Origin of the sequence: Butyrivibrio sp. NC2002 (genome assembly GCF_000702265.1) — a bacterium.
GTDB lineage: Bacteria > Bacillota > Clostridia > Lachnospirales > Lachnospiraceae > Butyrivibrio.
The window spans coordinates 712,997-727,456 of the sequence record NZ_JNKZ01000004.1 but is presented as its reverse complement, the minus strand read 5'-3'; the positions used below and the strand labels follow the sequence as shown (position 1 = coordinate 727,456).

The window sequence follows — 14,460 nt, the reverse complement described above, 5'->3', positions numbered from 1 at the left end:
CCGTCCGACCTCTCAGTCCGGCTACAGATCGTCGCCTTGGTGAGCCGTTACCTCACCAACTAGCTAATCTGACGCGGGCCCATCTCGTACCACCGGAGTTTTTCACACTGTGTCATGCGACACTGTGCGCTTATGCGGTATTAACAGTCGTTTCCAACTGTTATCCCCCAGTACGAGGCAGGTTGCCCACGCGTTACTCACCCGTCCGCCACTAAGATCTAACAAGCTTTGACCGAAGTCTCTGCAGCGTTAAATCTCCGTTCGACTTGCATGTGTTAGGCACGCCGCCAGCGTTCATCCTGAGCCAGGATCGAACTCTCACGTTAAAAATCTATCTCTTCACCTTTCGGTGATTTGATCGTTCGTCTGACCAGAACTAAAGCTTGGCTTTGTTCTGTCCGTTTTACCTTTGTTAGGTTTTGTTCTCTGAATATTCTTTAATGGAATTTTCAGGGTTGCATTACTATTTTATTGTCAATGTGCTTTTGTGTCTTGGCTTGTCAGCCGCAACTCTGATAGGATATCATTTAGCAGGCTTTTTGTCAAGCACTTTTTTATTTGTCTTTTTACTCTCTTTTGAACAACAGCGCTGATCCCTTCCGGTCAGACCGCTTATCACTCGCAGCGAGCGAATATAAATATACCATTCACCCCCTTATGTGTCAACAATTTTTTTAAATTTTTTTTGATTTTTATAAAAATTTTAAAAAAGCCGCTGTTTTATTGGCTTTTCAGCCACTTTTGTTCTTTCCTTTCCTATAAAAAAAGCCTTAATTGTTTTAATTGTATATATTTTATATAAATTCACTCAAGGCCAGCCTGATCTTCCATATATATTATCTATTTGTTACTACTCATTCATCCAATTAATGAAATAAAGCTTTGTGATCATTTTTATCTTATGGATTTTAGTTCTTCAGATTTTTAGTAAGAAGGATTTGCTTGGGAAATTCTTTTTTCAATAAGAAAAGAATGTCGCTCGCGACATTCTCGCGCCGAGCGCGGTTGCAAAATGCAACATTTTCCTTTCGCGCGAGTGCGCATCCTCGCGGAGCGTTTTTTATTGAATAGGAATTTCGGAGAAATTTCCTATTCAACAAAAAATCCCGGCCATAAGCCGGGAAAAATTTTGAACGGAGTAAGAGGGATTTGAACCCTCGCACCGCGTGAACGGTCTACACCCTTAGCAGGGGCGCCTCTTCAGCCACTTGAGTATTACTCCATGTCTGAACCCTCTACCAAATGGTATTTGGTTGTATGCATTATCATAAATATCTCTAACGCAAAAGTAATTATACAGATGTAATATTGCATTGTCAACCAGTCTTTTCCAAATAGTCAGAAATAGTCAGAAATCATTCTACAATTTCTGATTTGCCATAATCATTCAAAAATTCATTTATAGCGGTTTCGTATAAATTATTTCCTTCTGAGTCAACGACTACTATAGCAGGAAAATCCTCTACTGTAAGCTGTCTTATTGCCTCTGTTCCCAGATCATCATAAGCAACTATATCGGACTTCACTATAGCATTGGAAAGAAGAGCTCCTGCTCCTCCTATTGCTGCAAGGTACACTGCCTTGTTTCTTTTTATAGCTTCAATAACTTCAGGTGATCTTTTTCCTTTTCCAATCATTCCGGCAAGTCCAAGATCGAGCAAATTCGGAGCATATTTGTCCATTCTGCTTGCTGTTGTCGGTCCCGCAGAGCCTATTGGTCTTCCTTCTCTGGCAGGTGAAGGTCCCATGTAGTATATAACATTCCCATCTATTTCTATCGGAAGCTTTTCTCCTCTATCAAGAGTATCCTGCATTCTTTTATGCGCTGCATCTCTTGCAGTATATATAATTCCCGATATGTAAACCATATCTCCTATATGAAGCTTTTTGATAATCTCCCTGTCGAAGGGCGCACTTAGTTTGTAATCCATCAGATACCTCTCAATCTGTGATCATCGATTATAAAATCGCGGTTCTGTGTCTGTTTACATGACAGCAGATATTTACCGCAACAGGAAGACCTGCTATATGCGTAGCATAGGTGTCTATATTTACTGCAAGAGCAGTTGTGCTTCCACCAAGTCCGCCGGGACCAATACCTGTTTTATTAATTGTCGCAAGTACTTCTTCTTCCATCTTTTTCACATAAGGGATGTCAGAATGCACTCCTACTTCACGAGTAAGTGCTTTTTTGGCCAAAAGGGCGCATTTTTCGAAGGTTCCTCCGATGCCAACTCCTATTACCATAGGAGGACATGCGTTGGGACCGGCATCTTTAACTGCCTGAACAATTGCCTGTTTCACGCCTTCCTCCCCGTCTGCGGGTTTAAGCATGAATACTCTGCTCATATTCTCTGACCCAAATCCTTTGGGAGCTATAGTTATCTTTAGCTTATCTCCCTCCACTATATCATAGTGAATGACAGCAGGTGTGTTATCACCTGTATTGTTTCTGATAAGAGGATCCGATACTACAGATTTTCTTAAGTATCCTTCTGTATAGCCACGGCGGACACCTTCATTTACAGCATCTGTAAGAAGGCCTCCCTCTATATGTACGTCCTGACCTACTTCTATAAAAAACACGGCCATACCTGTATCCTGACATATAGGTATTTGGCCTTCCCGGGCTATTTTAAGGTTTTCCTGAAGCTGGCTTAATATTTTCCTGCCTAAAGGAGATTTCTCTTCTTCCATGCCCCTTTTAAGCGCATTTTTCATATCATCTGTGAGTGTATAATTCGCATCTATGCAGAGGTTTCTGACTGCCTCTACAATTTCTTTTACATTAATAGAACGCATCAATTTTTCCATCCATGTTACATGTGATCAGTGAAATAATAGAATCATTGAAGCTTTTTGCAAATAGCTTTTAATTCTTCATCTGTTGGCTGTGTAGGTTTCCATAATATGTGTTGATTGTCATCCTTGTATCTGGGAATCACATGAAGATGAAAATGATTTACTGTCTGTCCGGCGCATTCTCCATTATTCTGAACAAGGTTAATACCATCAGCAGAAAGTCTCTCTTTAAGCTTTATAGAAAGCTTCTTAGCAAGTTTCATTGCTTCTGCAGCTGTTTCTTCCGGAAGTTCATAGATATTTTCATAATGCTCCTTGGGAAGGATCAGTGCGTGTCCCTTAGTTGCAGGACCGTTATCAAGGATTACTGTAAAGTTATCGTCCTCATAAATCTTATTTGTGGGAAATACCCCATTTGCTAGTTTGCAGAAAATGCAGTTTGAATCTGTCATACCCATTCCTCCATCGTGTATTCTTTCATGAAAATAAGTGTTATAAAAAGCGTGATTATGATTCCGGCTACAAGACCACCAATGTGTGCTGCGCCGTCAACTCTCGTATTTATCACGCTGTCATAAATGTTTAACGCAATAACAACAAAAACCCTTATTAGGAAGTTCTTTCCTGAAGCGAGTTTTTTTCTGCCAAATAAAGCAATGACTACAATTGCACCCATAATTCCATATACAGCTCCGCTTGCTCCATAGGAAAGGTCATAGTGCATTGTTTTTAAATTACTTATGGTACTGACTATGCTTGCAATTATCCCGGAAGCTATATATAGAATAAAATATTCTATATGCCCTATATCGTGCTCCACATTGGCACCTATAAACAAAAGAACCAGCATATTACTGAAAAGATGATCCGCGGTAAAGTGTATGAACATACATGTAAAGAGCCTATAATACTCGTCCATGTCAACAACTCTTATATAATAGTTTGTTCCATATTCATATATCGCATCTCCAAAGATATATGTGGCCAGATATACCAGAACATTTATGATCACAAATGCCAGGTTTACGTACGATGTCAGAAGCAGTCTCTTTTGCCTCGTCCAAAAAACTTCTGTATAATCTCCCAAAATTATTTAAAATCAAACAGCTGATCCATATTTCTCAGCAGTTTGAAGTCTCCCTTCATTTTTAGATTCCCCTCCATGAAAGCTCTCTGGAATGTCATTCTTCCGGATGTTATCTGCTCGAGCACATCAGTATTTAAAGAAGCATGAACGTCACAGCCTGCTGCCTCTCCAAGCTTAATTTCTATAGCGCTGTTTTCTATTTTTATGTTTATATCTCTGTCCTTTATCTGATCAAGAAGTGTTATCTGATAAACCGCATGAAGTCCTGCCACAGGCTTAAAATGGCTCTTTAAGCTGCTTATAAAGTCTTCTGTGTGCTCAGCGGCATGCTCCTTGTCCATTTTATTCCTGAAAATGCTGCTCAGTTCCTGAATATCTTCTTTCTGCTTCTGAACGTATTCTTCGTTGGAGATATATCTTGAAAGGGCTTCCGTTTCCTGCGGAGTAAAATCATTCATCTTCGTTTTTGAAACAGCATGCTCTACCGCCTGATTACTTGTAGGAAGCGATTCCATCTTCTGGCTCATGCTTCTGTATATGTTTTCAGCCTTTTTCTCGATAAGGTTCTTATAACTGTCATTACTTTCAAAAGATGAAAAATCTGCTATATACCCGCAAAGTCCGTCTAAAGGAATTCCTCCGAGTATCTCCCATGCGCTTGAAAGCTCCATCATTCCTTCACGTTCACCGTGTGTTGTTGACATGACAACCGGAGCCATGTAAAGACCAGATAATTTATTCTTGTCCCCATAAAGCCAGCAAGCATCAAGAAACTGATGGATATAGCCTCCTACTCCAAACCATTCAACAGTTGAAGCAAGGATCACTCCATCAGCATTTTTCAAAGTCGCAGGAAGTGCAGTTATTCCGTTCTTTTGCTCAAACAGATTAAACTGCTCAACCTGAACATTTAATTCTTTAAAAACATCACTCATTCTGGAAATAACATAGAGAGTCGGATCGTCGATTATCCCCCTGCCGCCATAATATATATTAATTTTCATACAGAGCCCCCATGGATTATAAAATAATGCTTATTATACCACACTTTGGAATTTCATATTTGCTTTAAATATATGCAAAAGAGCACTTTCCAAAAGAAACCTTGTCCCCTTTTTTGAGGAGTCTTTTCTTATTTTTTTGAAGCTTTCTTCCGTTTACAAATGTCCCGTTTTTTGATCCGGCATCGCATATTGAATACTCGTTATCATTATCTTCCCAAAAAAGACGTGCATGCATCCTGGATACAGTAGGCTCTTTTATAGAAAAGTCATTGCCTGCAGGGTTCTTACCTATTGTCATTTCATTGTCATTAAGGTGGAAAACCGTACCCTCCATTTCATCAATGCCTCGCAGGGTCCTTTGGGGCTCTGAGAGGTCAAATCCCAAAAGAACCGTTTCTTCGTCATCATATTCGTTGTCAGAATAAAGATCCTGGTCACTATCCGTTATATCTTCGTCATCCTCATATTTATCTTCGAGTACATCTTTCCTTGGCTTTTTTCTAAATCCCTGAATAAAGCAGATAAGAGACATCATGATCGAAACCATAAATGTTCCAAGGTCGATAAGTCCCTCTTCGTATGTGAGGTAGAAAAATATCCTCAGATAAATAAGTGCTCCTGCTACTATTAGAAACAATCCGCCAAGAAGAAATGACAATCGTCCTGATAGCTGAAATTTCCTGCTCTTTTTTGATGTATCAGGATATGCTTCAAAGCTCTTTTCGTAATCATCGTTATCATTTTCATCTAAATATCCATCGAAAGCATAGTTCTGTGTGGAATCACCTTCCCGAGGCATAACTTTAACATTATGCTCTTCATCTTCTTCAAAAATGTCATCCGAAATATAGCCTTTTTGTTTATTTATAATTTGTTCCAATGAATGATAGGAAAATACTTCTTTTGTAATGTCGCATATGTCGTATACAAGGTCGGATGCTTTTTCATCTGATAAGTCGGTAAGGTCGATCAAAAGGCTTCCTAAATCCTTGCTGCATTCATCTCCTCCTAATTTGTATATGAAGAAAAACTTTCCGGTAGGTAAATCCTCAAATATAAAGTCTTCATTGACGATGAGACATTTATCATCAAGTAGATATTCCTCAAGATTTTTACAGGTTTCAATGTAGTCCTGCAAAAACACCATCACCTTATCGTAACCCATTTTCTCTGTCTGATATCTTACAGACATACTCTGCTTTGAATCTATTTCGTAATAAAAAGCGCATCTGTTGTCCATGCGCCTTAAATCAAGTGGAATAATCCCATTTACCTTATTATTTTCCAGCATCTTGTACTGATAATCAGAAAGGTCTTCTTCATCTGCATCTATCACAAAATAGTTATGTTTCAATTCTCTGTAAAACCTAAATTCCATCTTTCCTCCAAATAGTGTTTCTATTTTCTTTTTCCTGCAAGCTCTGCAATATCTTTAAGTCTTTTCAGCTTCCGAAGCTTTTCTCTCGGATCGGTATCTCTTATCCTTGCCTTTTGGGTAAACTCCCATTTATCTTCAAGTTTCTTAAAATAGCTTCCAAGAGCCCTGTGACCTGTAGTTATTTTTCCTTCAATAAAAATATCCCGTCCCTTAGTTGTTACCTTGGTTTCGGGAATGCTGCTCCCAAAGTATTTGTTTTTAAACTGAGCAGTTTTCCTATCCTCTGCATAATCTGCCGCGCTATTATAGCCTTGATCTTCATAATAAGCAGATGCCCTAAATCCTATAAGGTAGAGATCCTGCGACAATATGCACCTTGCATACATGAAAAAGGCAAGGTAAATGATAAATGCAATGATAAGGATTGCAGTGGGAACAACAAAAGAAGCTTCTACAGACATGTATGCAGGGATTTGTGTCTTTAATGATCGTCTTTGTCTATTAGCAAAACGCATATATCGATACCCCTACTCCAATTAAAATGCATGGTATAAATGCAAAGCTTTCTGTTTTCTTTGCCTTTTTAAATATGATCAAAAAACCGCTGACAAATGCTGACAAAAAAAGCGCGATGACTATTGCGAAAAATGTTACCCGGGCGCCAAGAATAGGACCCATAAATAATGTCATTATTCCATCTCCTGCTCCAAGTGATCTGTCCGATAAGAAAGATAAAATAAGCATCACAATCCCGGGGATAAGGGAAATAGCAAGCAATTTTATATCAAATCTTTTTTCGTATACCAGGTATAGCTGAAATATAAGTATAAGTGCAAAAAGCACTGCAGGATATATTACCGAGATTCTCTTTCTTTTTATATCCTCTATAGCGCAAGCTAAAAGAATAGCCATTACTGCTAATTGAAAAACACATACAGTGCTAAATGCATTAGTAAGTGACTGCATAATAAATCTCCTCTCATTAGCCGCATTCACTGCAGGGTCCCTTTCCATGGGCCTGCGAGATTGGTATTGTAAAAATCGTCCTTTTAAGGCCGGAGCAATTGACATTTGTATGATATCTATTTCCGTAATCTGTTATAAAAACCGTTCCGCCGGTTGCCTTTTTGCAGTATTCACACTGGTAATACTTGCATCTGTCTACATTCCTTTGAGACGATACATTTTTAAAATCAACCGCTCTTACCGAGAAATTAAGATGCGAGCAGGAAAGGCTCCTATGATACACACTGCCGTGTTCTGTAACATAGACCATTTCCTCCTCTTTACTTGAATCCTCCGCCTTTGCATCGCCGTTATAACCGGTAAATGCGTGACCGTAAAATCTTGATTCCATAGGAAAATTTGTGAATTCTACAATTCCCAGAATGGGATGAACCTTGTAAGAAGCTACGATATCAATAATATCTCCGTCAGATAAGAACGCTGATTCCGCAAAGGACAGACCGGATGACTTGTTTACAACGCAGCTGTTATCAAGGTATTCTTCGCCCAGATAATCCCTGACCCTTTTCCCTGCATAAGCTGCGCTTAAAGCGCCTTTTATAACACCGGGTTCTTCACCTTCCTTAATATGACGAAGAATTCCAGCCGATTCCATTATTTCACTTCCTGTTTGATGAAGAGCAGCCTCCATATCACATTGAAGCTTCAGAATGTCAAATGCTCCAAGAATATTTACAAAGAAGAATATAAATAGTGGAAGAACCAAAGATGCCTCAACTGTTATAGAAGCTGCAGATGACAGCCTCTTCCCTTTTTTTGCCCGGAGAAGCATTCCTTTCAAAATGAATAATTTTTTATTACAGAATTTTATTGTTTTTAGTTTTCTTGTTTTGTTTTTGATTTCTTTATATTTTTCCATATTAGTTTTTTAGATTTTTATCAAGGAAAAGGCCGTCATCTGCAGTTTCCTGAAAAGACATCTTTTCCACTAACTTCTTTATATTATTTATTTACATTTCATACCCGTATATTCGCTCGATGACCATGTTTTGAGAAAAAAATCCCTTTACTGTAAATCTGGCTCTATAGACATCTATGCAGTTGTCCAGTCTAAATCCGGCATTTCCTTTGGTTTTTCTGATATTCATCTCGACTACGTCCATCATTCTCATGGTTTTATCTTTATCAGATTTAAGAAAAACCAGCATTTTAAGATAGTCCCCATAACTAAAGCCGCTTCCTTTTTTGTTTTTCAGATTGTTTCTGAAATTAAGCAGATTCCCGATTGAAATATTCCAGCTCTCTTCTGTTTTTACAAGAGGTACCTTTCCTCCTGAAAGAAGGATCCTTAGATCAGAGATTGACTCAGCAAAAGTCCATGCAAAGATGATCGCATAAGTCATAGGCTCTTCAAGTTCGGGGGAAAACAAAAGCGCGGATGCTGTCAGTGCCAGAGTTTTAGCCTCTTCCTTTTTCTTTTCATCAGATAAAAGATATACATAATTTGATGCTTCTCTTATAAAGAAGAGTCTGTTTACGACAGCCTCAAGATTCTTATAATCACTGTCTTTTCCGGCAAATATGTATTCAAGCTCATAATCAAGTGCGCTGTCTGTGCCTTCATTTCCGTAATAACCGCACTTTTCAAATATATACTCATCAAATAAAAGCTTTTCTTTAAATTTGACTTGAAAATCCTCATCGAGCCCGGTTCCTCTTTTTAACTTCCTGTTAGAAGCAAGATTTTCCGAATTTATAGCCTTTGATGAAATATCGTCAAAAGAAGGAGCTGCAAGTGAGAGAATTCCTATGCTTTTTTGCGATGTGACACTTCCTGCCGGGTTGTCTATCTCATATTCTTCTGACTCTCCGTCGCCATCAGTGTCTTCATAGTATGAGCCGCTTATTTCCTGCTCGTTTTCCCTCGCTGCCTCTTCTACATCTATTTCTTCATAACCACTATCTTTAAGCTTTTGTGCATTTTCTCTGACTTTCTTAGCTGCTCCTCCTATGAGATCAGATTCCATGTAAGTTATTACCTGCCTCTTAAAAACATCACCATCTGTTGCAAGGGAATAACCTGTTATGTCCACATTCTCAAGAGAGGTCTTCATCATCGTGCTTCTGCCAAAGAGAGTACCCATGGGAGAAAGCTCAAAATTTTTGGAAAAGTACTTTCTTAAGTGCTCATTTACATTCTCTATGTTGCCTTGTCCTCCGCCATAGGATGTGTCTACAAATAAAAGGCCGTACTTTTCGAATAGTTTGGTATTATACTCTCCTAATACCGAATTCATGGCTATATCTGTCACCAACTCTGTTTTCATCTTTATAGCCCCAATCCGTGCGCCTCCAAAAAGCGTCATTATAAGGGTTAAAATGATGGACAAAGATAGTGACAAATATACACTCAGGTATGCGTTACATTCCTGTGATCGATTTTGTATCACTTTTAATTGTCTTAAAAATGTTTTCGACAAGGCCGTCAATCTGCTGCTTAAACACAATTACAAGTCCGATGAGCACCACGATTATAAGGATAACCTCGACTGTACCCATTCCGCTTTCATCATTTACAAAATCACTTAGCATTCCAAGTGCTTTATGCTTTAAAATGATCATGCCTTCCTCGATTTTTCTTAATTTGTTTGTTACTTTTGTTTTCATTTTTTCCTCCTAAAAAATTATTGATCTATATGTAACACCAGTGGTGATTACACCTATGTTTTCAAAATGACAGATATGCCGGAATCATGATGACGACCATTACGATCACAAGCATCATTACCATTGGAAGAAGCAGCTTTGTTCCGGCTTCCTCTCCCATTTTTCTTGCGTACGACATTCTTTCTTTGGTCGCTTTTTTGGCTTCTTCTCTAAGTACAGTTAAAAGTTCACTGTTTCCTTTTTTCAGATTCTGGGAAAGAAGTGTTACAAGCCTTGTGTACTGCACAACCTGGCATCTGATACCAAATCTCTCATAAACTGAAAGTTCTGACAGGCCGCTGTCCAGCTCATTGCAGCACTTACAGATTTCCTCATAGAGAAAACTTGTTTTCCCTGTAAGACTCTTTTCGTTTTTATATTCATCTGAAAATTTTCGGAGAATTCCTCTGACAGACATTCCTGCCCCCATATATAGGACAAGTCTTGAAATGAATTTAGGATACTCAAGAAGGAGACTCTTTTTCCGCTCCTCTACTTTTTTGGAGACTTCTTTATCTTTTGCTATAAATATCGCACATCCCGCAGTAAGAATTAGCATTAAGAGTATCATGCTGTTATCTTCAGATTTTTTCTGCCAGATAATATCCACATCATCAACTCTGCCTGGAAGCTTGAAGTTCTCATCCTGGCGGCTTTCCTGCTCTGCCTTGTTCAGCTCTTTTTGAATATTTTGTATAAGCTCATCTCCAAGTGAGCGCTCTTTAGGACATACGTTAACATTGTATGTGTTTTCCCACTTCTTATCGTTGTACATTGCGGTGCAGGTAAGCATTACTATTTTTCCGCTTCCTTCTACCGCTTCATTAGTTACCTTTCCATCAGAATGTACAAGGTCGAAGTCATCACTTTTCCATACAAGTGTGAATGGATACCCGTTTATTTTTTCTACAAGTTTAAGGTCCGTTGTGACCTTTTCAAGACTTTTGTTTTCTCCCTTAATGATACCGGGGATTTCTTCTGCCATCTTTTTGAAAAGCTTATTTGCTTCATTTTCATTGTAGAGGCGCTCTGAAACACTTACTTCAAAGTCGCCAACCTGTGTTCCGCTTCCTGAAAATGCCACGAGATCTACCCTTTTATCTCCCATGTCATAATCTTTTCTGACTATGGTATTGTCTTCTATAATCCTGCTGCCTGCTGCCTGATAACTGCTTATGGCGGCAAGTATGGATCCGACGATCAAAAGTTCAAGAACGAGGCTGATCTTCCTTATGTAATATCCTCTTACCAGTTCATTAGTATCTTTTTCATAATCAAGTATCTTTAGTTCTTCTCTGACTTTCCGCTTCCTTACAGATGATTTATATAATCTGCTTTTTTCAAGGAATTTTCTGTATATAAGCGCTGCTATCTTCTCAAATCTTCTCTGCAGACCCTTTTCTGTAAGGTCATCCGGAAGTTGTTCATCCTGTGATAGGATAAATAGAAGCAGCGTATATACAGGAATTATCAGATATACAATTGCTATCATTTAATTCCCTTTCTTTTTTATTAGATTTCGATAGTTACTATTTTTTCGGAAAGAAGATATGCAAAGATATAGATAAAAAGGCAGGCTGTCATCACACATACTCCGAAAAGATTTCCGTACAAGGGTTCAAAGAATCCCGGATTTGTAAGACCAACATAAGCCATTATCCCAAATGGAACTATTTCCATGATCCTGGCCTCCATTTTCTTTGCTGCGATTAATACTTCTATTTCGCTCTCAACTTCCATTTTCTCTGAGATAACTTCAACGCATCTTTCAATTGTTTCAGTCATGTTTCCGCCGCTTCTTTTAGCAACAGCAAAAACTCCCGCAAACTCTTCAATATCTTTGTTATCTGTTCTTTTTCCCAATTGTCTTATCATGGTTTCAACAGTTACATTGTTTTTTATTCCCTGCTCAATCCTGCTAAGTTCTCTGCAGATAGGTGCTCTTCTTCCATACAAAAGGATCATGTCTGCTTTAGCCTCGTGAAAAGAGTTTTCTATTGAATATCCCGCTTTTTGCGCAGTGGATACTGCCATCATTGCATCCCTGAACTGGATTCCGAGTTCATGATTTTCACTTCTTCTACTCTTTTCTTTTTCGAGAACAAACCAAGGAAATGACAATGGAAGGATAAAAACAGATGACATTAGATTCCCATAGAATAAATACGCTATTGCGCATAAGATAAGAATATTTTTTGCAAACAGCGGGATATCCGTAATTTTGGGCTTACAGGCTAATGCCCGCTGCTTCAAGTTTTGAAGTACAGTAAAGTTCATTTTCTTTTATCCACTCTCCTTTTATTCTTCCCTCCGTATCTGTCCCCGTTTCTCTAAATGAATAGAGAGGACGTATTTCTATCCTGCTATCAACTATTTCTCCTGTAACTTCCGATACTTCCAATAGTTTTCTTGTTTTATCCCTAAGTCTTCCAAGCTGAACTATGATGTCGATCCCGGATGCTATCTGCCCCCTTACCGCAGGAAGCGGCAGCTCCATTCCCATCAGTACCATAGTCTCAAGTCTTGACAGCATATCCTTTGAAGAATTAGCATGGCCCGTTGACATCGAAATATGGCCGGTATTCATAGCTTGTAGCATGTCGATACATTCCTCACCTCTTACCTCACCAACGATCAGTCTGTCCGGTCTCATTCTAAGCGATGACTTTATAAGGTCCCTTACCGTTATCTCCTTGCAACCCTCTACATTGGCATTTCTGGTCTCAAGTCGTACCAGATTCGGCACATGCAAAATCTGAAGCTCAGCATTATCTTCAATTGTTATTACTCTCTCATCTCTTGGAATACTGTCTGAAAGTGCGTTTAGAAATGTGGTCTTACCTGATCCGGTTCCACCTGAAATAAAAATGTTATATCCTGCTACAACCATCTTTTGTAAAAACTCCGATACGTCCGCAGGTATTGATCCTATTTCGATCAGCTTTTTCATGTTTATCGGGCTATCGGGAAAACGCCTTATAGTAACTATCGGTCCGTTTAACGCGACAGGACTAAGAACCACATTAACTCGGGATCCATTTTCAAGTCTTGCATCCACAATAGGAGATGATTCATTTACGACTCTGTTGCATTTGCTGACTATCTGCTGGATCACATCTTCAAGTTTTTCTTTCGACTCAAAATGCATATCGTAGCGTGATAGCCTGCCGTTTTTTTCTACAAAAATGTTATCTGTTCCGTTTACCATTATTTCCGTTACATCTTTGTCATCCACAAGGTTTTGAAGCACATCGAGCTTTCTTATTGAATAGAAAATGTCTCTTCTTAGTCTGACCTTTTCTTCTATTGAGATGTTCTCTGTTCTGCAAGTATTTAGGATATTTCTGTCTATCCTAAGAAGCATCTCTTCATCATCAATGTCTTTTGAAAAATCAATTTCAGAGAGTATCTTCTCTTTGATCTTTTTTCTTAATTCATCATTTTTCATTAGTTCGCATTCCTCTGGTGCATTTCTTATATTTGCTTAAAATCTTTGCTGCCGTATATTCTTCATTTTTCTTTGACGGGAGCTTTTCATTAATACTTGTTATGTCCTCTTCTATCAGCTTTTCCATATCAAAACCATCGAGCAGCTTTAGTTCTTCTTTATATGCATTTATCGCTCTTTGTCCATATTCCGAGCTATCTTTGAGCACAATGTGAAAGCTTGAATTGCGCACAATACTTAAAAATCCATCCGTTCCTTCCGAAAGGTCGATCACGAGATTATCATATATGCCGCATTTCTCTATGTTTGAAATAAGTCCCCTAAAGGAGTCTTCTTTTACTCCTCTTAGGTCCTTGCCGTTTTTTACCGCAGGTATGTAATAAGTATTTCCTATTTTCTTTCTGATTTTTTCAAGATACATTGAAAACTTGGCTAAATACTGCTTTTCACATTCTGCATAGTAGATAAGGTCAGCAATTGTCTCTTCATCATCTCTTGCAATAATGTCCTTAAAAGAGCAAATGCAATCTGTTGTCATAAACAATGTCTTATCTTCATTCATCTGGCCTGAAACAAGTTCTGCAAACAAAAGTGAGATGTCTGTCTGATATATTGTTTTTACAGGTGTATAGAAGCTGATTATGTTTAAACTTCGCTCTGAAAAGCTAAGTTTTCCGGAAATATCCGGATTTTTAAGACACATATCAAGAATGCTTTGCGCGATCCTCTCGCAGCTTTGGTACTTACTTATATGTTTGATATTTCGTGTTTCTTCGCCGTATGGCGCACCCGGCTCTTCCACCAGCATTTCACAGTTTTCATCAAGGATGATAATATTTTTAATAAGCTCAAAGATTTTTGCTGCTGATTCATTATTTGAGAGCATATTCTCAGATACTACAAGGACTGCCTCTTTTGCCATCTCCGTTTTTTGAAGGATCTCATCTATATCTGTAAATCCCTGTATATCAAAGGTCATGCTCATTTTTTCTTTTAAGTAGCCATAAAGCCTTAAGCAGTATTTTTCATCATTGTCACATATAAACAGATTGTTTCTCATATTGTATTA

General features: G+C 38.5%; 15 protein-coding genes, 1 tRNA gene and 1 rRNA gene. All 17 read right to left on the bottom strand.

The genetic code is table 11. The features are described from left to right. A 16S ribosomal RNA gene (locus tag T543_RS03350) occupies positions 1-326 on the bottom strand; the annotation flags it as partial. A gap of 808 nt (positions 327-1,134) precedes the next feature. Further along, positions 1,135-1,222: transfer RNA gene (locus T543_RS03345), tRNA-Ser, on the bottom strand. Between the two features lie 133 nt (positions 1,223-1,355). After that, the gene (locus tag T543_RS03340; protein WP_051638494.1) at positions 1,356-1,931 is read right to left on the bottom strand and encodes a Fe-S-containing hydro-lyase; all 576 of its coding nucleotides are present in this window, start codon (positions 1,929-1,931) and stop codon (positions 1,356-1,358) included. Positions 1,932-1,959: 28 nt separating this feature from the next. Further along, the gene (locus T543_RS03335; RefSeq protein WP_330369953.1) at positions 1,960-2,802 is read right to left on the bottom strand and encodes a fumarate hydratase; all 843 of its coding nucleotides are present in this window, start codon (positions 2,800-2,802) and stop codon (positions 1,960-1,962) included. A gap of 44 nt (positions 2,803-2,846) precedes the next feature. Then, positions 2,847-3,254 (bottom strand): HIT family protein, encoded by a 408-nt coding sequence (locus T543_RS03330; protein WP_035765701.1) that lies wholly within the window; start codon positions 3,252-3,254, stop codon positions 2,847-2,849. Then, entirely contained in the window at positions 3,251-3,889 is a 639-nt protein-coding gene (locus T543_RS03325; protein ID WP_035765699.1) for a rhomboid family intramembrane serine protease, read from the bottom strand. The genes T543_RS03330 and T543_RS03325 overlap by 4 nt, the downstream gene beginning before the upstream one ends. Before the next feature lie 2 nt (positions 3,890-3,891). Next, a complete protein-coding gene (locus T543_RS03320; RefSeq protein WP_035765696.1) occupies positions 3,892-4,893 on the bottom strand; it encodes an SCP2 sterol-binding domain-containing protein in 1,002 nt (333 codons plus the stop codon). A gap of 64 nt (positions 4,894-4,957) precedes the next feature. Then, positions 4,958-6,271 carry a DUF6382 domain-containing protein gene (locus tag T543_RS03315; protein WP_035765694.1) on the bottom strand — a complete coding sequence of 438 codons (1,314 nt, stop codon included), beginning with the start codon at positions 6,269-6,271 and terminating at the stop codon, positions 4,958-4,960. Between the two features lie 20 nt (positions 6,272-6,291). Further along, positions 6,292-6,786 carry a hypothetical protein gene (locus T543_RS03310; RefSeq protein ID WP_035765692.1) on the bottom strand — a complete coding sequence of 165 codons (495 nt, stop codon included), beginning with the start codon at positions 6,784-6,786 and terminating at the stop codon, positions 6,292-6,294. After that, the gene (locus tag T543_RS03305) at positions 6,773-7,237 is read right to left on the bottom strand and encodes a prepilin peptidase (RefSeq protein WP_035765690.1); all 465 of its coding nucleotides are present in this window, start codon (positions 7,235-7,237) and stop codon (positions 6,773-6,775) included. Before T543_RS03305 ends, T543_RS03310 begins: the two co-directional genes overlap by 14 nt. A gap of 16 nt (positions 7,238-7,253) precedes the next feature. Then, positions 7,254-8,003 carry a hypothetical protein gene (locus T543_RS15005; protein ID WP_155843130.1) on the bottom strand — a complete coding sequence of 250 codons (750 nt, stop codon included), beginning with the start codon at positions 8,001-8,003 and terminating at the stop codon, positions 7,254-7,256. A gap of 244 nt (positions 8,004-8,247) precedes the next feature. After that, entirely contained in the window at positions 8,248-9,564 is a 1,317-nt protein-coding gene (locus T543_RS03295) for a DUF5702 domain-containing protein (RefSeq protein WP_035765688.1), read from the bottom strand. 94 nt (positions 9,565-9,658) lie between these two features. Then, positions 9,659-9,829: a Flp1 family type IVb pilin gene (locus tag T543_RS03290; RefSeq protein WP_155843144.1), complete on the bottom strand. Its 171-nt coding sequence runs from the start codon at positions 9,827-9,829 to the stop codon at positions 9,659-9,661. A 136-nt stretch (positions 9,830-9,965) separates the two neighbouring features. After that, complete coding sequence (locus T543_RS03285) at positions 9,966-11,435, bottom strand: immunoglobulin-like domain-containing protein (RefSeq protein WP_035765683.1); 1,470 nt, start codon at positions 11,433-11,435, stop codon at positions 9,966-9,968. A 20-nt stretch (positions 11,436-11,455) separates the two neighbouring features. Next, positions 11,456-12,088, bottom strand: a complete 633-nt coding sequence (locus T543_RS03280) for a type II secretion system F family protein (RefSeq protein ID WP_051638492.1) — start codon at positions 12,086-12,088, stop codon at positions 11,456-11,458. Between the two features lie 82 nt (positions 12,089-12,170). Then, positions 12,171-13,391: a CpaF family protein gene (locus T543_RS03275; RefSeq protein ID WP_035765680.1), complete on the bottom strand. Its 1,221-nt coding sequence runs from the start codon at positions 13,389-13,391 to the stop codon at positions 12,171-12,173. Beyond that, positions 13,381-14,451, bottom strand: a complete 1,071-nt coding sequence (locus T543_RS03270) for a P-loop NTPase family protein (protein ID WP_035765678.1) — start codon at positions 14,449-14,451, stop codon at positions 13,381-13,383. The genes T543_RS03275 and T543_RS03270 overlap by 11 nt, the downstream gene beginning before the upstream one ends. Positions 14,452-14,460 lie beyond the last annotated feature (9 nt).